The sequence below is a fragment of the Streptomyces sp. NPDC044704 genome, from assembly GCF_056433525.1.
Window position 1 is genome coordinate 7,702 of the sequence record NZ_JBWKGY010000011.1, and the last position, 18,172, is coordinate 25,873.

The following is an 18,172-nucleotide window of genomic DNA, read 5'->3' on the forward strand; positions in this document are numbered from 1 at the left end:
CGCACAGCCCGAAGGCTCGGGCACAGCCCGAAGGCTCGGGCACAGCCCGAAGGCTCGGGCACAGCCCGAAGGCTCGGGCACAGCCCGAAGGCTCGGGCACAGCCCGAAGGCTCGGGTAAGGGTCGGAAGGACGGTTTGGGGCGGGGTGACGCGGGGGCTCGGCCGGATGCGATCCGGATCCCCCGCACCTCGAACGCCTCCGTACCCGGAGGGAGCCGAAGGAGCTGGGAGGGCCCGGCAGAGCCGGAGGCCCCGGCGGAGCCAGAAGACCCGGCGAGGCAGAACGGTCGGCGGAGCCGGAACGGGCCGACGCAGCCCGAAAGGGCCAGCGGAGCCAGAGCGGTCGGCACAGCCGGAAGGCCCGGCAGGGCCAGTGCCGTCGGCGCAGCCGGAAGGCCCGGCAGGGCCAGAGCGGGCGGCGCAGCCGGGGAGCCGGCAGAGCCGGAGCCGTCGGCGAAGCCGGGAGGGGCGGCAGGGCCGGAGCGGGCGGCGCAGCCGGGAGGGGCGGCAGGGCCGGAGCGGGCGGCGCAGCCGGGAGGCCGGCAGGACCGGAGCGGGCGGCGAAGCCGAGAAGCCCGACAGAGCCAGAGCGGGCGGCGCAGCCGGGAGGCCCGGCAGGATCGGAGCCGTCGGCGAAGCCGAGAAGCCTGACAGAGCCAGAGCGGTCGGCGCGGCCGGGAGGCTCGGCAGGGCCGAAGCGGGCGGCGCGGCAGGGCCAGAGCCGTCGGCGAAGCCGAGAGGGGCGTCAGAGCCAGAGCCGTCGGCGAAGCCGGGGAGCCCGACAGAGCCAGAGCGGTCGGCGAAGCCGGGAGACCGGCAGGGCCAGAGCCGGCGGCGCAGCCGGGAGGGCGGAAGAGCCGAAGCGGGCGGCGGAGCCGGGAGGGGCGGCAGAGGTAGGGCGGGTGGGGTGGCCGGGAGGGGCCGGGGGGGAGTGCTGCGGCCCCGCTTCCCAGGGAGAGGGGGGAAGCGGGGCCGGGGTGGGGCGGGGCGGGTCAGGCGTTCACGCCGGTGTTGCCCCAGGCGCCGTTCAGCAGGCCGATCACGTTGACCGTGTTGCCGACCACGTTCACGGGGACGTTTACGGGGACCTGGAGCAGGTTCCCGGAGGCCACGCCGGGCGAGTGCAGGGCCTCGCCCTCCGCGGACGCACCGCCGTGCGCCGAGGAGACACCGGCGCCGGCGGCGACGAGCCCGCCCGCGATCATGGTGACGGCTGCGGCCTTCTTGAAGTTCTTCACGTTCTCGTCCTCCAGTACGTCTGCCGCGACCAGCCGTCGCGGCACGCCATGGAGAACGCCCGCCCGACGGCGGGGATACGCCATGTGGGCGACATACACCCGACCGTATGAATCTCTGTTGAATCAGAGTCCGTAAAGAAGACGGTCCGATTACTCCGCCATACCGTGCCTGACCGCCCACAACGCCGCCTGGGTCCGGTCCGAGAGGTCCAGTTTCATCAGGATGTTCGAGACGTGGGTCTTGACCGTCTTCTCCGACAGCACGAGGGCCCGGGCGATCTCCCGGTTGGACCGGCCGTCGGCGATCAGCCCGAGGACCTCCCGTTCGCGGTCGGTCAGCGAGCCCGGCCGGCCGGCGCCGGCCGGCTGGTCCTCCTGTGCGAGGAGGACCTCCGCGACTTCCGGCTGGAGCAGGACGTGGCCCGCGTGGACGGAGCGGATGGCCCCGGCCAGGGCGTCGGGGTCGATGTCCTTGTAGACGTATCCGGCGGCGCCGGCCCGCAGGGCGGGGACCACCGTGCGCTGCTCGGTGAAGCTGGTGACGATCAGGACCCGGGCCGGGTTGCCCAGGGCGCGCAGCCGCCGCAGGGCCTCGACGCCGTCGGTGCCGGGCATCTTGACGTCCATGAGGATGACGTCGGGCCGCAGCTCCTCGGCGCGGGCGATGCCCTCCTCGCCGTCACCGGCCTCGCCGACCACCTCTATGTCGTCCTGGACCTCCAGGAACGTGCGCAGGCCGCGCCGGACCACCTGGTGGTCGTCGACGAGCAGGACGCGGATGCGGGCGGGGCCGCCGCCCGGGGTGCCGGTCTCAGCCACCGGGGACCTCCATCTCGATCGTGGTGCCCTCGCCGGGCTCCGAGTGGACCTCCAGCCGGCCGCCGGCCCCGCTCGCCCGGTCCCGCATGGACACCAGGCCGAGGTGGCGGCCCGCCTTGCGGACCGTGGAAGGGGAGAAGCCGCGGCCCCAGTCCCGCACGCGCAGGACCGCTCCGCCGGCCGGGGTCCGCACGAGGGCGACCTCGACGCGGTCGGCGCCGGAGTGCCGCAGGGCGTTGTGGAGGGCTTCCTGGGCGACGCGCAGGACGGCTTCCTCCTGGGTCGCGGGCAGGGCCCGTACGCCGTCACAGGTGAAGGTGACGCTCGCGGTGTGGGCGCGGTCCAGGACGCGGACGTGGTTGCGCAGGGTCGCGACGAGCCCGTCCTCGTCCAGCGCGGCGGGGCGGAGCTCGGTCACGGCGGCGCGCAGTTCGTCGGCGGCCTCGGCGGCCAGGACGGCGACCTGGTGGAGCTCCCCCTTGGCCCGGGCGGGGTCGCGGTCCACGAGGGCTGCGGCGGCCTGGGCGGTGAGGCGCAGGGAGAACAGCTTCTGGCTGACGGCGTCGTGCAGCTCGTGGGCGAGGCGGGAGCGTTCCTCGGCGATGGTGAGCTCGCGGCTGCGCTCGTAGAGGCGGGCGTTGGTGAGGGCGATGGCCGCGTGCTGGGCGAGGAGGGAGAGGAGTTCCTCGTCCTCGTCGGTGAAGCCCTCGCCTCCGGATCCGCAGCGCCCGCCGTCGCCACGCCCGTCCTCGCCACGCCCGTCCTCGCCATGCCCGTCGCCGCCGCGCCCGTCGCCGCGCTCGCCGCCGCGCTTGTTGGCGAGGAAGAGGGCGCCGAGGGTCTCCTCGCCGTCCCGGATGGGCATCCCGAGGAAGTCGGACATGTCGGGGTGGGCGGCGGGCCAGCCCCCGAAGCGCGGGTCCTCGCGTACGTCGGCCAGGCGCTCGGGGGTGTCCTCGTGGAGCATCGCGGCGAGGACGCCGTGCTGGCGGGGCAGCGGGCCGATGGCCCGCCACTGCTCCTCGCTGATGCCGTCCACGACGAACTGGGCGAAGCCCCCGTGGTCGTCGGGGACGCCGAGGGCGGCGTACTCGGCGCCGAGCAGCTCGCGGGCCGAGGCGACGATCGTGCGCAGGACGTCCTGGACCTCCAGCCGGCGGCTCATGGCGAGCAGCGCGGTACTGACGGCCGCGAGCCCGGTGCAGGGTCCGTAGTACATGGGGTCACCGTACCGGCGGCCCTGACCTGCGGGATCGGTCCTCGGGCCTAGGCCCGGGGACCGGGGGCGTACGGCGGAGGGAGGGGGCCGGGGGCGCCGGGGTCTGCCTGGGGGACGAGGGTGGCGGGGGGCGGATCATCCTCAGGGAGGAGTTTCGTCACCCTTTGCATTGCTGGTGCAACTCTGGGCGAGACCGTTACGTGGCCGATGTGAGCCCGGGCATAGGACGCACATCACTTACGAAGCCCGATAGTGGACGCATAAAGACGGCATCAGCTCGGTCGCGCCTAGCGGCATGTCCGTCATTGCCGGTTCTGTCGGGCGCCCTGATCCACTAAGCGGGATCGTACGTCACACCTTTGCCATGCGTTTTTGCCACCGCTAAGAATGTCGACGTCGCACAGCGCCGCGGATCCCGGATCCACGCGGCGCTTTCCTGCGGCTCCCGCTATTCGAAGAGGTTGCCCCGCCATGTCTGCTTCCAGCACTCCCGGTCACAGTCGTCTGACGAAGGCACACAAGCTGTCCGTTGCCGGTGTCGCCACGCTCGGTGCCGCCGCGCTCGCCTTCTCCCTCGTCCCGGCCGGTGCCGCGGAGACGGAGGCGGTGACGATCAACGCCGCCCCCGTGGCGTGGACCCCGTCGGTACAGCAGCACCTCGGCGCGCAGCAGGCGGTCGCGAGCAAGGTGGCGAAGGACGCGGCGGCCGCGAAGGCCAAGGCCGAGGCCGACGCCAAGAAGGAGCGCGAGAAGAAGGCGGCCGCGAGCCGGTCCGCCACCCGCACCCCGGTCTTCGCGAACAACCTGGACGGCTGGATCAAGGAAGCGCTCTTCATCATGAAGCGCGAGGGCATCCCCGGCACCTACCAGGGGATCCACAAGAACATCATGCGTGAGTCGAGCGGCAACCCGCTGGCGATCAACAACTGGGACATCAACGCCCAGAACGGCATCCCCAGCAAGGGTCTGCTCCAGGTCATCCTCCCGACCTTCAAGGCGTACCACGTCAAGGGCACCAAGTTCGACCAGTACGACCCGGTCGCGAACATCGTCGCCGCCTGCAACTACGCGGCCGACCGCTACGGCTCGATGGACAACGTCAACAGCGCCTACTGAGAGCGCGGACGTCGGCAGGACCCCCATGCGCCTCGGGGCGGCACCCGGTACTCCGGATGCCGCCCCGAGGCGTTTTCGCGCGTGCGCGGGGTTCCCGCCGCGTGGCGTTCCCGCTACTTGCCGGCCCGCATGACCTCGGGCTCGTGGCGGCGCAGCAGGCGCTGGACCAGGAAGCCGCAGGCGATGCCGAGGAGCAGCAGGACGGTGATGTTCAGGCTCCACTGGCCGACCGTGGCGTCCCAGAGCGGGTCGGTGTTGGTCGGGTTGTCGCGGTCCCACGGCGGCATGAGCTTGCCGAGGTTCAGCGTGGTGCCGGCGGCGGCGACCGCCCAGCGGGACGGCATCAGCCAGGCGAACTGCTCCAGGCCCGGGGAGTCGTAGACCTGGAAGAGGATGCCGGTGAAGACGACCTGGACGATCGCGAACATGACGAGCAGGGGCATGGTCTTCTCGGCGGTCTTCACCAGCGAGGAGATCACCAGGCCGAACATCATCGAGGTGAAGCCCAGCGCGATGACCGACAGGCACAGCTCGACGGCCGGCGGCATCAGCAGGCCCTCGGTGGGCAGGTCGCGCGGGAAGAAGCCGATCGCGCAGATGACGACGCCCTGGATGGCCGTGATGACGCCGAGGACGATCACCTTCGACATGAGGTACGCGGACCGGGACAGGCCAGTCGCGCGTTCACGCTCGTAGATGACGCGTTCCTTGATCAGTTCTCGGACCGAGTTCGCGGCGCCCGAGAAGCACATGCCGACCGCGAGGATCAGCATGATCGTGCCGGCGTCGCCGTTGAACTGGGACGGCGGCTTCGGGGGCGCGAGGCCGAAGGTCGCGGGGATGACCGTGGAGACCACGCCCAGGACCGCGGGCAGGATCAGCATCAGGCCGATGAAGCCCTTGTCGGAGGCGATCACCGAGACGTAGCGGCGGATCAGCGTCCAGAGCTGCGAGCCCCAGCCCTGGGGCTTGGGCGGGCGCATCTGCTGCGGCGACGGCATGGCGACCGACTGCGGGGCGACCGCGTCGATGTCGGCGGCGTAGAGCTGGTAGTGCTGCGAGCCCTTCCAGCGGCCGGCCCAGTCGTAGTCGCGGTAGTTCTCGAAGGCGGAGAACACGTCGGCCCAGGTGGTGTAGCCGAAGAAGTTCAGCGCCTCGTCCGGCGGGCCGAAGTAGGCGACGGAACCGCCGGGGGCCATGACCAGCAGCTTGTCGCAGATGGCCAGCTCGGCGACGGAGTGGGTGACGACCAGGACGGTGCGGCCGTCGTCGGCGAGGCCGCGGAGCAGCTGCATGACGTCGCGGTCCATGCCCGGGTCGAGGCCGGAGGTCGGCTCGTCCAGGAAGATCAGCGAGGGCTTGGTGAGCAGCTCCAGGGCCACGGACACGCGCTTGCGCTGACCACCGGAGAGCGAGGTGATCTTCTTGTCCTTGTGGATGTCGAGCTTGAGCTCGCGCAGCACCTCGTTGATGCGGGCGGCGCGCTCGGACTCGGCGGTGTCGCCGGGGAAGCGGAGCTTGGCCGCGTACTTGAGGGCGGTGCTGACCTTCAGTTCCTTGTGCAGGATGTCGTCCTGCGGGACGAGGCCGATGCGCTGGCGGAGTTCCGCGAACTGCTTGTACAGGTTGCGGTTGTCGTAGAGGACGTCACCCTGGTCGGCGGGCCGGTAGCCGGTGAGCGCCTTGAGGAGGGTCGACTTGCCCGAGCCGGAGGGGCCGATGACGCCGATGAGGGACTTCTCCGGGACGCCGAAGGTGACGTCCTTGAGGATCTGCTTGCCGCCGTCGACGGTCACCGTGAGGTGGCGGGCCGAGAAGGAGACCTCGCCGGTGTCGACGAACTCCTCCAGCCGGTCGCCGACGATGCGGAAGGTCGAGTGGCCGACGCCGACGATGTCGTTGGGGCCGAGCAGCGCGGTACCGGACTTGGCGAGCGGCTGACCGTTGACGTAGGTGCCGTTGTGGCTGCCGAGGTCGTGGATCTCGAAGCGGCCGCCGGGCATCGCGCGGAACTCGGCGTGGTGGCGGGAGACCTGGAGGTCGGAGACGACCAGCTCGTTCTCCAGCGCGCGGCCGATGCGCATGACGTGGCCCAGCGAGAGCTGGTGGAACGTCGTCGGGCTGCGGTGGTCGCTGTAGCCGGGGTTCGGTGCGGCCTGCGCCGGGCCGCCCTGCTGCTGCGGCACGTGCGGCTGCTGGTGCTGCGGCTGCTGGTGCTGCGGCTGGGCCTGGTGCTGCTGTTCCCACTGCTGCTGGACCGGGGCCTGGTACGCCGGGGCCTGCTGGTGCGCCTGTCCCTGCGCGGCCGGGACCTGGTACGCCGGGGCCTGCTGGGCGGCGGCGGCCGGGGCGGCGGCGCTGAGATCCAGCCGCGGACCGTCGGTCGCGTTGCCCAGGTGGACCGGCGTGCCGGGTACGAGTTCCGTCTGCTGGACCCGCGCACCGTGCACGTACGTGCCGTTGGTGCTGCCGTGGTCCTCGATGCCCCAACCGCGGCCGTTCCAGCTGATGGTGGCGTGCCTCCAGGACACCCGGGCGTCGTCGATCACCACGTCTCCCTGGGGATCGCGCCCCAGCGAGTACGACCTGGACGGATCGAGCGTCCAGGTCCTTCCATTCAATTCCAGTACGAGTTCCGGCACTCCAGCCCCACTTAAGTCCCCCGAGAATCCCCCTGACGTCAGGGAGTCTAGGGATGGCGAACATCCGGGGGAACTATTTCAGGCCTGCGGCCACATGTGGAATCGGGGCCTCGCCGGGGTGTCGACGGCTGTCCGCCGACGGGGTCGAAAGTCACCCGGAGAGTGAAATAGGGGACTTCTCGCCCGGGCGTCGCGCCGCCTACCGCTCGGTAGTGACGGGGGACCGGACGCGGGAGCAGACGTGCCGCCGCCCCGCGTCCGGCGTCGCCGCCGCGGGTCGGGCCCCGCCGCCCGGCCGGAGCCCCTGGGGGCGGCGGGGCCGGTTCAGGGAGTGGGACGGATGTCCGCCCCTCGGAGCCGGGAAGATACGGTGAGGACACCATGAGCGCTTCGCAGACCTCCGACGTCCCCACCCTCCTCGTCAAGATCTTCGGCAAGGACCGTCCCGGGATCACCGCCGGGCTGTTCGACACCCTCGCCGCCTACTCCGTCGACGTCGTCGACATCGAGCAGGTCGTCACCCGTGGCCGCATCGTCCTGTGCGCCCTCGTCACCCAACCCGCCGGCGGCGCCGAAGGCGAGCTGCGGGCCACCGTCCACAGCTGGGCCGAGTCGCTCAGGCTGCAGGCCGAGATCCTCTCCGGGACCGGCGACAACCGGCCGCGCGGCAGCGGCCGCTCGCACGTCACGGTCCTCGGACACCCGCTCACCGCCGAGTCCACGGCGGCCATAGCGGCTCGGATCACCGGGACCGGCGGCAACATCGACCGCATCTTCCGCCTCGCGAAGTATCCGGTGACCGCGGTCGAGTTCGCCGTGTCGGGCGTGGAGACGGAGCCGCTGCGCACCGCACTGGCCACGGCTTCCGCGCAGATCGGCGTCGACGTGGCCGTGGTGTCCGCGGGGCTGCACCGCCGGGCCCAGCGGCTGGTCGTCATGGACGTGGACTCGACCCTGATCCAGGACGAGGTCATCGAGCTCTTCGCGGCGCACGCGGGCTGCGAGGCGGAGGTCGCCGAGGTGACCGAGCGGGCGATGCGCGGGGAGCTGGACTTCGAGCAGTCCCTGCACGCCCGGGTCGCGCTGCTGGCGGGGCTGGACGCGTCCGTGGTGGACAAGGTCCGCTCCGAGGTGCGGCTGACCCCGGGCGCCCGGACCCTCATCCGCACGCTGAAGACCCTCGGCTACCAGGTGGGCGTGGTCTCGGGCGGCTTCACCCAGGTGACGGACGACTTGCGGGAGCGGCTGGGGCTGGACTTCGCCTCGGCGAACACTCTCGAAATCCTCGAGGGCAAGCTGACCGGCCGGGTCACGGGCGAGATCGTCGACCGTGCGGGCAAGGCCCGGCTGCTGCGGCGCTTCGCCGCCGAGGCGGGGGTGCCGCTGGCCCAGACGGTGGCGATCGGCGACGGCGCCAACGACCTCGACATGCTGAACGCGGCGGGTCTGGGCGTGGCGTTCAACGCCAAGCCGGTGGTGCGCGAGGCCGCGCACACGGCGGTGAACGTGCCCTTCCTGGACGCGGTCCTGTACCTGCTCGGCATCACCCGCGAGGAAGTCGAGGCCGCTGACCTGGCCTGACGGGTCCGGAGCACACCCACAGCCTTTCCATACCGCCCGGCCGGGTTCTTCCCGGCCGGGCGTTCCTCTATATCCGGCCACTCGAAGGGCGCGCACGATGCGCTCGAACCGGCCATCGGCCCCTCCGGGCGGGGCGCGAACCCTGCGGCGCATCGAAGACATCCGCGCCCGCACAAGAGGCATCTCGGACAACCAGTGCCCGAAGTCGCCCTATTCGCACTCCAGTTGCGAGAAATACTGTGGCCGCGCTGTCGTGAACGCGACAGCAGCCATCGGTCAGTATTGATCGTTCAAGGGGTAACAATGGTGACTCGAAGTGTCCTCATCACGGGAGGCTCGGGCGGTATCGGCCGGGCCTGCGTGGAGAGGTTCGCTCAGGAAGAGGACTGGACGGTCTGGTTCACGTATCGCAACGGCCGGGCCCGGGCCGAGGAGCTGGTGCACGAGCTGGCCCTGACCGGCCACGCCAAGGTGGAGGCCTTCCCCTTCGACCAGGGCAACTGGGACGACCACGAACGGCTCCTGGAATCCCTTCCCGGCCCGGTCGAGATCCTGGTGAACAACGCCGCCGTGGGGTCCAAGACCATCGACCGGTACTCCGACGGCCCCCGGCACGACAAGGCCTCGGAGTTCTTCCGGATCAACGCGGTCGGCCCGCTGTGGCTCACCGAGCAGGTGCTTCCCGGCATGCTGGACAACGGCTACGGCAAGATCATCAACATCTCCAGCGTGGGCGGCGGGATCTTCCAGTTCCCCGGCTTCCATCCCGCCGACGGCATGAGCAAGGCCGCGCTCACCTACCTCACCCGCCATCTCGCCGCCGACCTGGTGCACACCCCGGTGGACGTCTTCGCCGTCTGCCCCGGCGCCGTCGAGACCGCGATGTTCCAGGCCAGCACCCTCGACAAGCTCTCCCCCGAGGAGCTCGCGGCCCTGACCGCCCGGCTGCCCAAGAGCCGCCTGATCCGCTCCGAGGAGATCGCGGAACTGGTCTGGTGGCTGGCGGGCGAGCACTCCACCTCGCTCCACGGCGCCGTCATCGACGCCTCCATGGGCCTCGGGGTCAACCCCGGCCTGCTCACCTCCGCCGGCGTCGACAGCGGGGGGCACTGATGGTCTCCCGCCAGGCCGCCCGGCTCCTCGCCGACACCCCGGCCATCGCCGAGGCCCACTTCCGCGCGGAGGCACAGCCGTACGACGCGCACCTGCGCCCCGACGGCTACATCAACCTCGGCACCGCCGAGAACCGCCTGCTCTGGGACCTCCTCGAAGACCGGCTGGCCGCCCTGCCCCCCATGGCCGAGGCCACCGCCCGCTACGCGCCGCTGCACGGCACCGCGGTACTGCGCGAGCGGATCGCGGCACTGCTCTCCGCGACCTGCCGGACCCCGCTGGACGCCGACGACCTGGTGGTGATCAGCGGGGCGACCGGGGCACTCGACGCGATCGCCTCCGTCCTGTGCGACCCGGGCGAGGCCATCGTGGTGCCCGCCCCCTACTACGGGGCCTTCGACACCGACCTCGGCGGCCGCTCCGGCGCCCGGATCCGGCCGGCGCCGCTGTCCCCCGACGACGGCTTCCGGCTGACGGCCGACGCCGTCGACCGGGCTCTGAAGGAGGCCCGCTCCGAGGGGACGACCGTGCGCGCCGTCGCCCTCTCCTCCCCCTCCAACCCGATCGGCGAGGTGCACCCGCCGGAGGTCCTCGCCGCTGTGCTGCGCGTGGCCCGCGAGCACGACGTGGACCTGATCTCCGACGAGATCTACGCCCACGCCGTCTTCGGCGAGCACGCCTTCACCAGCGCCGCCGACCCGGCCGTCAATCCGCACTGGGCCGGGCGCACCCACGTGGTGTGGGGCTTCGCGAAGGACTTCGGGCTGCCCGGGCTGAAGACCGGCGTCCTGCACACCCGCGATCCCCGCGTCCGGGACGCCGCACGGGCGATGGCCTACTTCGCCCCCGTCTCCACCGCCACCCAGGACACCCTCGCCGGGCTCCTGGCGGACCCTGCGTGGGTGGCGTCCTTCCTCGCGGCGGGCCGCCGCCGCCTGGGTTCCTCGTACGGGCACCTCGTCGCGCTCCTGGACGCGCACGGCATCCCGTACGCCCCGGCCGAGGCGGGCTTCTCTGTGTGGCTGGACCTGCGCCGGTGGCTGCCCGGCACCGGATTCGAGGCCGAACGGCGGCTGTGGCGCGAGCTGTTCGACACCGCGAAGGTCAGCGTCCTGCCCGGCGGGGCCTTCCGCTCCCCGCAGCCGGGCTGGTTCCGGCTGTGCCACACCGTCGACGCGCCCCTGGTGGCCGAGGCGGTCCGGCGGATCGCCGCCCACCTCGACCCGGCCGCCGGTCCGGCCGCAGACCCCGCCCCGCTCCCCCTCCCACTCCCCCTCCCCTCCTCACCGAACGGAAGACGCCCATGACCACGGCCCCAGGTCCCCTCGACCGCTGGTACGAGACCGCGGGCGTACGCGGCGGAGTCCGGCGGATCTTCCACGCCGAGGCCGAGCAGGGCCGGGTGTTCTTCCCCGACGCCCTGGTGCCGCACCTGTCCCATCCCGAGGTGAAGGCCCTGGAGCCGGAGCGGATCCGCGAGGTCTCCGTACGGCACCTCTACCAGTTCCTGCACTCGACCACCCACCTGGAGACCCGCGTGGTCAACGGGGCCGCCGAGCCCGTCGCCAACGGCACCTCCGGACTGCACTTCCCCACCGCGCTGCGGATGGACGCCTTCAAGGTGTACTGCGACGAGGGCTACCACGCCCTGTACAGCCTGGACCTGGCCGACCAGGTGGCCGCCGTCACCGGCATTCCCGTGCCCGACGTGGACTACGGCGGTTTCGTCACGGCCCTCCAGGACACCGGGCGCCGGCTGCTGCCCGACGACCCGGTCCTCGCCGGCCAGTTGCAGGCGGTCGTCTTCGAGACGCTCATCACCGCGGTGCTCAACGAGGTGCCCCAGGACCCGACCGTGGTGAGCACGGTCCGCGAGCTGATGCGCGACCACGCCAAGGACGAGGGACGCCACCACCGCTTCTTCTCCGCCTTCTTCCTCGAACTGTGGGCCCGGCTCGACGAGCGGCGCCGGGTCCTGGCCGCCCGGGCCCTGCCCGCGATGATCCGCGCCGCGCTCGACTGGGACCTGGAGCCGGTGTACGACTCGCTGCGCCGCGCCGGTCTGGACGAGGACCGGACGGAGGCCGTCCTGACGGACGTCTACGGCGGCGACGCGGGCATCGACCGCATCCAGACCATCTCCCGCTCCACGCTGCGGCTGTGCGCCCAGGTCGACGCCTTCGACCTGCCCGGCGTCACCGACGCGTTCGCCCTGTACGGACTGCACGCACCGGAGGACTCCGATGTCTGACACCGTCACCTACGCCGGCTACCTGCGACTGCCCGAGCTGCTGGCGCTCCAGGTCCCCCTGGCGGACGGGGTGCGCGACGAGCGGCTGTTCATCACCGTCCACCAGGTGCAGGAACTGTGGTTCGCGCAGCTGCTCGGTGAGCTGTCCGACGCCCGGGAGCGGATCCTCGACGGCGACCCGCGCACGGCCCGGGCCCGGCTCGTGCGGAGCACGGTGATCACCCGGGCGCTCATCGCCGGGATGCGTCCGCTGCGCGGGATGCCGCCGCGGGAGTTCCACGCGTTCCGCGGGGCGCTGGGCAGCAGCAGCGGCGCCCAGTCGGCGCAGTACGTGGAGATCGCGGCGCTGTCGGGGGCCGACTGGGTGCACGGGGAGTACGGCGCCCGGGTCGTGGCCGGGCTGGGCGCCGCGGAGCGGGAGCGGCTGCGGGCGCGGCTCGCTGAGCCCACGCTGTGGGAGGCCTTCCTCGGGCTGCTGGGCAAGGCCGGTTTCGAGGTGGCGACGGAGGCCGGCCGGCGGGCGGCGTACGGGCGGCTCGGGGACCTTCCCCGGGACGGGGACGCGGCCGAGCTCGCCGAGCTGGCCGAGCTGGCGGAGGCCCTCGTCGACCACGACGAGATCTGGACGGAGTGGCGAGCCTGCCACGCGCTGCTCGTGGAGCGGCAGATCGGCGGGCGTCCGGGCACCGGGGGCAGCAGCGGGGTCGCGCACCTGCGGGCGGCGGTCCACCGGCGGTTCTACCCGGAGCTGTGGGAGGCGCGGGGCGGCGAGGCGGCGGCCCTGCCCGGCCGGTGACACCCCCGGGCCCGGGCCGCTCGCGAGGGCGGCCCGGGTGCCGGTGCGCTCGGTGTTCCGGTGCGCTCAGTGTTCCTTCGGGGTCCAGAAGTCCAGCAGCGTGCCCACCCCGTGCTCCAGGGACTTCCACGAGCCGGTGAAGGAGACGACGGCGAGGGCGGCGGTCGGGAAGCCGGTACGGGTCATCCGGGCCAGGGCGTCGCCCTCGGCGCGCCCGGAGAGGGCGTCGGCCAGGGCGTGCATGCCGGGGTTGTGGCCGATGACGAGCAGGTCCCGGACCTCGTCGGAGGTCTCGTTCAGCAGGGCGATGAGCTCGCCCAGCGAGGCGTCGTAGAGGCGCTCCTCGTACGAGGTCCTCGGCCGGTGCGGAAGCTCCTGGACGGCGAGCTTCCAGGTCTCCCGGGTGCGGGCGGCGGTGGAGCAGAGGGCCAGGTCGAAGGCGATTCCGGTCTCGGCCAGCTTCAGTCCGACGGCCGGCGCGTCCTTGCGGCCGCGTTCCGCCAGCGGGCGTTCGTGGTCGGCCACCTGGGGCCAGTCGGCCTTGGCGTGCCGGAGGAGGGCGATCCTGCGGGGTGTGTCGGCGCTCATGGCTCCCAGCTTCGCACGAAACGGGCCACGGGGCGCAGGGTGTTGGGCGGCCGCCGCAGGGGGGTGGCGCACGTCCCGGCGCCCGGAGTCAGCCGACGGCGCGCAGCAGCTGCTGGGTCACCTGGATCAGTCCGGAGGGCTCCGCGGGGGCCGCGTGGGCCTGGCCGGATCCGGCGAGGAGCAGCAGGAGCAGCCCGAAGGCGAGGGCGGGCAGGGCCAGCGCCCACCAGTGCAGGCGGGCGTTCGCGCCGGCGTGGACGGCGGGGCGTCGGCGCGCGGGGCGCGCGGTGCGGGACGGGGCGTGCGTGGGGGCCGACATGGCCGCCTCCGGGGGTGCTGGGCCGGGACTGGATCGCTGCTTCGAATCTATGGATCCGAGGCGGCGGTTCCCATCCGGGGCACACCCCAGTGGACCCTGAACCTGGCCCCCTAGGGGATGGTGGGGATATCCCCACCGTCCCGGGAGCGGGCCGGGGTTCAGGGGGAGGCGATCGTCGCGATGACGCCGATGATCACGGTGATGGCGAGCATCGCGCCGAGGACGAGGCCGAGCTTCTTGTGGCCGTTCTGGGGGTTCGGTTCGAGTACGGGCGACATGCCGTTCAGTTTCGCATGCCGCATTCGTCCTCGATCGTGCGGTCCCGTCCCGCGAGGACGCCGAGGGCGATCTGCGGGACGAGGAGGCCCGCCATGAGGGCGAGGGGCAGGTCCCAGCCGCCGCTGTGCTGGTAGAGGGTGCCGATGACGAGCGGTCCGGGGATGGAGATGAGGTAGCCGGTGCTCTGGGCGAAGGCGGAGAGCTTGACGACTCCGGCCGGGGACTTGGCGCGCAGCCCGATCATCGTGATGACGAGCGGGAACGCGCAGTTGGAGATGCCGAGGAGCAGGGCCCAGGCCCAGGCTCCGGCGGCGGGGGCGAGGTAGAGCCCGAGGTAGCCGGCGAGGCCGAAGAGGCCGAGGACGACGGCGATGGGGCCCTGGTGGCGCATCCGTCCGGCGAGGCCGGGGATGACGAAGGCGAGGGGGACGCCCATGACCATGGTGACGGCGAGCAGCACGCCGGCGGTGGACGCGGAGACCCCGGCGTCGCGGAAGATCTGCGGGAGCCAGCCCATGGTGACGTAGGCGCCGGTGGCCTGGAGGCCGAAGTAGCAGGCCAGCGCCCAGGCGGTGCGGCTGCGGATCACGGAGGGGCCGGTGTCCTCGCGTACGGCGGCGGGTGCGGCGGCCTTCTCGCGGCGGCCGGCGGCGGCGATGGGCAGCCAGGGCAGTACGGCGGCCGCGGCGAGGACGGCCCAGACGAGCAGGCCGGTGCGCCAGCTGCCGCCGAGGGCGGAGGTCAGCGGGACGGTCGCGGCGGCGGCGAGGGAGGTGCCGGCGGCCAGGGCCATGGAGTACAGGCCCGTCATCGTACCGACGCGGTCGGGGAACCAGCGCTTGACGATCACCGGCAGGAGGACGTTGGTCAGGGCTATGCCGGCCAGGGACAGGGCGCTGGCGGCGAGGAAGCCCGCGGCGTTGGTCGCGAAGGGCCGGATCAGCAGGCCCGTGGCGACGGCGGCCATGCCGGCGCAGACGACGGCGGCCGGGCCGAAGCGGCGGGAGAGCCGGGGCGCGGTGACGCCGAAGACGGCGAAGCAGAGGGCGGGGACGGAGGTGATGAGGCCGGCGACGGTGCCGCTCATGTGGAGGCCGGTGCGGGTCTCCTCGAAGAGGGCGCCGAGGCTGGTGATGGCGGGGCGCAGGTTCAGGGCGGCCAGCACGATTCCGACGATGAGCACCGGACCGAGCCACTTGGGGGCGGCGTGGGGGGCGGCGGGGTGGGTCCGGACGGCGGAGCTCGTGGCGGCCGGCGGGCGGTTCAGGGTCTGGATTTCTTCGTCGGACATTCAACCATCATAGAATCATGGGATGATTCGTTGTCCAGTCGCGCTAGAGAGGACCCCATGCCGCTGACCTCGCCCCGGCGCTCCGCGCTCGTCGACCAGGTGATCACCCAGCTGAGGAACCAGATCACCTCCGGCGAGTGGCCGGTCGGTTCCCGCATCCCCACCGAGCCGGAGCTGGTGGAACTGCTGGGCGTCGCCCGCAACACCGTGCGCGAGGCCGTGCGCGCCCTCGCGCACAACGGGCTGCTGGACATCCGGCAGGGCTCGGGCACGTACGTGATCGCCACCAGCGAGCTCGCGGGGGTGATGCACCGGCGCTTCGCGGGCGCCGACCCGCGGCACGTCGCGGAGCTCCGCTCGACGCTGGAGTCCTCGGCGGCCCGGCTGGCGGCCGAGCGGCGGACCGCGCGGGACCTCGTCCAGCTGGACGCGCTGCTGGCGCGGCGCGAGGAGGCGTGGGAGAGCGGGAACGCGGAACTGTTCGTGGCGGCGGACGTGAGTCTGCACATGGCGGTGGTGACGGCCTCGCACAACGACGTGCTGATCGAGCTGTACGCGGACCTCGGCGACCTGGTGGCCGACTGGCTGCGCACGGACGTCGGCACGGTGCTGGACCCGGCGTCCCACCTGGACCACGCCCGGCTGATCGAGGCGATCCGCCGCGGGGACGGGGACGCGGCCGCTTCGGAGGCGGCGGGCTACCCGTTCGTCTGCCTGGGCCGCGAGTAGCGGCGCCGGAGCCTCAGGCCGCGGGCCGCTGGTGGCTCACCCAGGCGGAGCGGACCTCTTTCCAGCAGCGGCCGGCGAGCTGGACGCGGCCGGCCGGGCCCAGTGGCACGGCCGCGCCGTCGCCGTCCACGTCCCACCAGCGGTCGCACTCCACGTGCAGCCGGATCAGGTCGGTCTCGGGGTAGGCGTTGTGGCAGTTGGCCGTCACCCGCGAGCCGTCGATCTCGGTGTCGCAGTCGGCGCCGAAGAGTTCCCGTCCGGTGGGCGCGGCGGGCTGTGCGGGGGGTTCCACGGGCATCTCGACGAGGTCGACGGCCGCCGGGGCCGCCGCCTCGGGGCCGGGGGCGGGGTCGCGGTCGGCGGGCTGCGCGAAGGCCCCCGGGATCAGGAGTCCGGTGAGTACCACCGAGGTGACCAGCAGGGATACCGCTCGGTTCGGCCTCGTGCGCACGCCGTACCTCCGCCCCGACCACGCCGGGAAGATCCCGACGTGGCCAGTTTGCAGGCATCTGTCCTGGTTTTCGACTCGGAAAGATCCGGTCAGACGACGAACATCCGATCGAACGCGGCCCGTACACCCCGCCCGTACACCCCGCCCGGACGCGAAAACGGCGGTGGCCGCGCCTCCCCCGGGGGGAAGCGCGGCCACCGCCGTACGGACGCGAGGACGCCGGGATCCGGGGATCAGGCACCCATCGCGTGCAGACCGCCGTCCACGTGGACGATCTCGCCCGTGGTCTTCGGGAACCAGTCCGACAGCAGGGCGACGACGCCCTTGCCGGCCGGCTCCGGGTCGCTCATGTCCCACTCCAGCATGGAGCGGGAGTTCCAGACGTCGGCCAGCTCGGAGAAGCCCGGGATGGACTTCGCGGCCATGGAGCCGATCGGACCGGCCGAGACCAGGTTGCAGCGGATGTTCTCCTTGCCCAGGTCGCGGGCGAGGTAACGGCTGGTGGCCTCCAGCGCCGCCTTGGCCGGGCCCATCCAGTCGTACTGCGGCCAGGCGTACTGCGCGTCGAAGGTGAGGCCGACGACGGCCGCGCCCTCCGCCGGGAACAGCGGCTTGCAGGCCATGGTCAGCGACTTCAGCGAGAACGCCGAGACGTGCATGGCGGTGGCGACCGACTCGAACGGGGTGTTCAGGAAGTTGCCGCCGAGGGCGTCCTGCGGCGCGAAGCCGATCGAGTGGACGACACCGTCGAGGCCGCCCAGCTCGTCGCGGACGAGGCCCTCCAGGCGGGCCAGGTGCTCGTCGTTGGTGACGTCGAGCTCCAGCACCTTGACCGGCTTGGGCAGCTTCTTCGCGATGCGCTCGGTCAGCGTCGGGCGCGGGAACGCCGTGAGGATGACCTCGGCGCCCTGCTCCTGGGCCAGCTTGGCGGTGTGGAAGGCGATGGACGACTCCATCAGCACCCCGGTGATGAGGATGCGCTTGCCGTCGAGGATTCCACTCATGTGATCAGTGACCCATGCCCAATCCGCCGTCAACGGGAATGACGGCTCCTGTGATGTACGCGGCGTCGTCGGACGCCAGGAAGCTCACGGCTGCCGCGATCTCCTCGGGCTGCGCGTAGCGGGCCAGCGGCACCTGCGCCACGATGCCCGCGCGCTGCTCGTCGGTGAGCACCTTCGTCATGTCGGTGTCCACGAAGCCCGGGGCGACGACGTTGAAGGTGATGTTGCGGGAGCCGAGCTCTCGGGCGAGCGAGCGGGCGAAGCCCACCAGCGCCGCCTTCGAGGCAGCGTAGTTGGCCTGGCCCGCGGATCCCATCAGCCCCACGACCGAGGAGATCAGGACCACGCGGCCCTTCTTGGCGCGGAGCATGCCGCGGTTGGCCCGCTTGACCACCCGGAAGGTGCCGGTGAGGTTGGTGTCGACGACGGACGCGAAGTCGTCCTCGGACATCCGCATCAGCAGCGTGTCCTTGGTGATGCCGGCGTTGGCCACCAGCACCTCGACCGCGCCGTGCTTGTCCTCGATCTCCTTGTAGGCCTGCTCCACCTGCTCGGAGTCGGTGATGTCGCAACGCACCGCAAGGACACCCAGCGACACGAGCTCCTCCGGCGGCTCGCCCGACCGGTACGTGATCGCGACCTTGTCGCCGGCCTGCGCGAACGCTCGGGCGATGGCGAGGCCGATGCCCCGGTTTCCTCCGGTGACGAGAACCGAGCGGCTCAACGGATCACCCTT

General features: G+C 72.2%; 18 protein-coding genes. 7 read left to right on the forward strand and 11 right to left on the reverse strand.

Annotated elements, in window-relative coordinates:
* Positions 1 to 992: 992 nt before the first annotated feature.
* The 3 genes from AC07B0_RS24950 to AC07B0_RS24960 all read right to left on the reverse strand — a co-directional run bounded on the left by AC07B0_RS24950 (position 993) and on the right by AC07B0_RS24960 (position 3,276).
* Positions 993 to 1,238 (reverse strand): chaplin, encoded by a 246-nt coding sequence (locus AC07B0_RS24950; protein WP_356879667.1) that lies wholly within the window; start codon positions 1,236 to 1,238, stop codon positions 993 to 995.
* A gap of 150 nt (positions 1,239 to 1,388) precedes the next feature.
* A complete protein-coding gene (locus tag AC07B0_RS24955; RefSeq protein WP_469383577.1) occupies positions 1,389 to 2,057 on the reverse strand; it encodes a response regulator in 669 nt (222 codons plus the stop codon).
* Entirely contained in the window at positions 2,050 to 3,276 is a 1,227-nt protein-coding gene (locus tag AC07B0_RS24960; protein ID WP_478898971.1) for a GAF domain-containing sensor histidine kinase, read from the reverse strand. The genes AC07B0_RS24955 and AC07B0_RS24960 overlap by 8 nt, the downstream gene beginning before the upstream one ends.
* Positions 3,277 to 3,747: 471 nt before the next feature.
* Between AC07B0_RS24960 and AC07B0_RS24965 the strand changes: the two genes are divergently transcribed.
* Entirely contained in the window at positions 3,748 to 4,392 is a 645-nt protein-coding gene (locus AC07B0_RS24965) for a transglycosylase SLT domain-containing protein (RefSeq protein ID WP_356879554.1), read from the forward strand.
* 113 nt (positions 4,393 to 4,505) lie between these two features.
* Here AC07B0_RS24965 and AC07B0_RS24970 read toward each other — a convergent pair whose 3' ends face one another.
* Entirely contained in the window at positions 4,506 to 7,034 is a 2,529-nt protein-coding gene (locus tag AC07B0_RS24970; RefSeq protein ID WP_356879557.1) for an ABC transporter ATP-binding protein/permease, read from the reverse strand.
* 381 nt (positions 7,035 to 7,415) lie between these two features.
* Between AC07B0_RS24970 and serB the strand changes: the two genes are divergently transcribed.
* From serB to AC07B0_RS24995, 5 genes are all read left to right on the forward strand, one after another.
* Complete coding sequence (gene serB, locus AC07B0_RS24975; protein ID WP_356879559.1) at positions 7,416 to 8,615, forward strand: phosphoserine phosphatase SerB; 1,200 nt, start codon at positions 7,416 to 7,418, stop codon at positions 8,613 to 8,615.
* 303 nt (positions 8,616 to 8,918) lie between these two features.
* The gene (locus AC07B0_RS24980) at positions 8,919 to 9,728 is read left to right on the forward strand and encodes an SDR family NAD(P)-dependent oxidoreductase (RefSeq protein ID WP_356879561.1); all 810 of its coding nucleotides are present in this window, start codon (positions 8,919 to 8,921) and stop codon (positions 9,726 to 9,728) included.
* A complete protein-coding gene (locus AC07B0_RS24985; RefSeq protein WP_478898972.1) occupies positions 9,728 to 11,035 on the forward strand; it encodes an aminotransferase class I/II-fold pyridoxal phosphate-dependent enzyme in 1,308 nt (435 codons plus the stop codon). Before AC07B0_RS24980 ends, AC07B0_RS24985 begins: the two co-directional genes overlap by 1 nt.
* A complete protein-coding gene (locus tag AC07B0_RS24990) occupies positions 11,032 to 11,979 on the forward strand; it encodes a diiron oxygenase (RefSeq protein WP_356879565.1) in 948 nt (315 codons plus the stop codon). The genes AC07B0_RS24985 and AC07B0_RS24990 overlap by 4 nt, the downstream gene beginning before the upstream one ends.
* Positions 11,972 to 12,775 (forward strand): tryptophan 2,3-dioxygenase family protein, encoded by an 804-nt coding sequence (locus tag AC07B0_RS24995; protein ID WP_478898973.1) that lies wholly within the window; start codon positions 11,972 to 11,974, stop codon positions 12,773 to 12,775. The genes AC07B0_RS24990 and AC07B0_RS24995 overlap by 8 nt, the downstream gene beginning before the upstream one ends.
* Positions 12,776 to 12,841: 66 nt before the next feature.
* Here AC07B0_RS24995 and AC07B0_RS25000 read toward each other — a convergent pair whose 3' ends face one another.
* From AC07B0_RS25000 to AC07B0_RS25015, 4 genes are all read right to left on the reverse strand, one after another.
* The gene (locus tag AC07B0_RS25000; protein WP_356879569.1) at positions 12,842 to 13,363 is read right to left on the reverse strand and encodes a SixA phosphatase family protein; all 522 of its coding nucleotides are present in this window, start codon (positions 13,361 to 13,363) and stop codon (positions 12,842 to 12,844) included.
* Positions 13,364 to 13,451: 88 nt separating this feature from the next.
* Positions 13,452 to 13,682, reverse strand: coding sequence for a hypothetical protein (locus AC07B0_RS25005; RefSeq protein WP_356879571.1), 231 nt, complete (start codon positions 13,680 to 13,682; stop codon positions 13,452 to 13,454).
* Positions 13,683 to 13,840: 158 nt separating this feature from the next.
* Positions 13,841 to 13,960 carry an SGM_5486 family transporter-associated protein gene (locus AC07B0_RS25010; RefSeq protein ID WP_467291456.1) on the reverse strand — a complete coding sequence of 40 codons (120 nt, stop codon included), beginning with the start codon at positions 13,958 to 13,960 and terminating at the stop codon, positions 13,841 to 13,843.
* Between the two features lie 5 nt (positions 13,961 to 13,965).
* Positions 13,966 to 15,252, reverse strand: a complete 1,287-nt coding sequence (locus AC07B0_RS25015; RefSeq protein WP_478898974.1) for a CynX/NimT family MFS transporter — start codon at positions 15,250 to 15,252, stop codon at positions 13,966 to 13,968.
* A 57-nt stretch (positions 15,253 to 15,309) separates the two neighbouring features.
* Here AC07B0_RS25015 and AC07B0_RS25020 point away from each other — a divergent pair, with 57 nt between their 5' ends.
* Complete coding sequence (locus AC07B0_RS25020) at positions 15,310 to 15,981, forward strand: FadR/GntR family transcriptional regulator (RefSeq protein ID WP_356879577.1); 672 nt, start codon at positions 15,310 to 15,312, stop codon at positions 15,979 to 15,981.
* 13 nt (positions 15,982 to 15,994) lie between these two features.
* Here AC07B0_RS25020 and AC07B0_RS25025 read toward each other — a convergent pair whose 3' ends face one another.
* The 3 genes from AC07B0_RS25025 to fabG all read right to left on the reverse strand — a co-directional run bounded on the left by AC07B0_RS25025 (position 15,995) and on the right by fabG (position 18,160).
* Positions 15,995 to 16,432 carry a hypothetical protein gene (locus AC07B0_RS25025; RefSeq protein WP_356879579.1) on the reverse strand — a complete coding sequence of 146 codons (438 nt, stop codon included), beginning with the start codon at positions 16,430 to 16,432 and terminating at the stop codon, positions 15,995 to 15,997.
* A gap of 233 nt (positions 16,433 to 16,665) precedes the next feature.
* Positions 16,666 to 17,436 (reverse strand): enoyl-ACP reductase FabI, encoded by a 771-nt coding sequence (gene fabI / locus AC07B0_RS25030; RefSeq protein WP_356879581.1) that lies wholly within the window; start codon positions 17,434 to 17,436, stop codon positions 16,666 to 16,668.
* A 4-nt stretch (positions 17,437 to 17,440) separates the two neighbouring features.
* Positions 17,441 to 18,160 (reverse strand): 3-oxoacyl-[acyl-carrier-protein] reductase, encoded by a 720-nt coding sequence (gene fabG / locus AC07B0_RS25035; protein ID WP_356879583.1) that lies wholly within the window; start codon positions 18,158 to 18,160, stop codon positions 17,441 to 17,443.
* Positions 18,161 to 18,172 lie beyond the last annotated feature (12 nt).

What these genes read in the sequence shown, in the direction of transcription:
- AC07B0_RS24960 (WP_478898971.1), bottom strand. Translation starts at nt 3,276, where the DNA reads ATGTACTACGGACCCTGCACCGGGCTCGCGGCCGTCAGTACCGCGCTG.
- AC07B0_RS24965 (WP_356879554.1), top strand. Translation starts at nt 3,748, where the DNA reads ATGTCTGCTTCCAGCACTCCCGGTCACAGTCGTCTGACGAAGGCACAC.
- serB (WP_356879559.1), top strand. Translation starts at nt 7,416, where the DNA reads ATGAGCGCTTCGCAGACCTCCGACGTCCCCACCCTCCTCGTCAAGATC.
- AC07B0_RS24980 (WP_356879561.1), top strand. Translation starts at nt 8,919, where the DNA reads ATGGTGACTCGAAGTGTCCTCATCACGGGAGGCTCGGGCGGTATCGGC.
- AC07B0_RS24985 (WP_478898972.1), top strand. Translation starts at nt 9,728, where the DNA reads ATGGTCTCCCGCCAGGCCGCCCGGCTCCTCGCCGACACCCCGGCCATC.
- AC07B0_RS24990 (WP_356879565.1), top strand. Translation starts at nt 11,032, where the DNA reads ATGACCACGGCCCCAGGTCCCCTCGACCGCTGGTACGAGACCGCGGGC.
- AC07B0_RS24995 (WP_478898973.1), top strand. Translation starts at nt 11,972, where the DNA reads ATGTCTGACACCGTCACCTACGCCGGCTACCTGCGACTGCCCGAGCTG.
- AC07B0_RS25000 (WP_356879569.1), bottom strand. Translation starts at nt 13,363, where the DNA reads ATGAGCGCCGACACACCCCGCAGGATCGCCCTCCTCCGGCACGCCAAG.
- AC07B0_RS25005 (WP_356879571.1), bottom strand. Translation starts at nt 13,682, where the DNA reads ATGTCGGCCCCCACGCACGCCCCGTCCCGCACCGCGCGCCCCGCGCGC.
- AC07B0_RS25010 (WP_467291456.1), bottom strand. Translation starts at nt 13,960, where the DNA reads ATGTCGCCCGTACTCGAACCGAACCCCCAGAACGGCCACAAGAAGCTC.
- AC07B0_RS25015 (WP_478898974.1), bottom strand. Translation starts at nt 15,252, where the DNA reads ATGTCCGACGAAGAAATCCAGACCCTGAACCGCCCGCCGGCCGCCACG.
- AC07B0_RS25020 (WP_356879577.1), top strand. Translation starts at nt 15,310, where the DNA reads ATGCCGCTGACCTCGCCCCGGCGCTCCGCGCTCGTCGACCAGGTGATC.
- fabI (WP_356879581.1), bottom strand. Translation starts at nt 17,436, where the DNA reads ATGAGTGGAATCCTCGACGGCAAGCGCATCCTCATCACCGGGGTGCTG.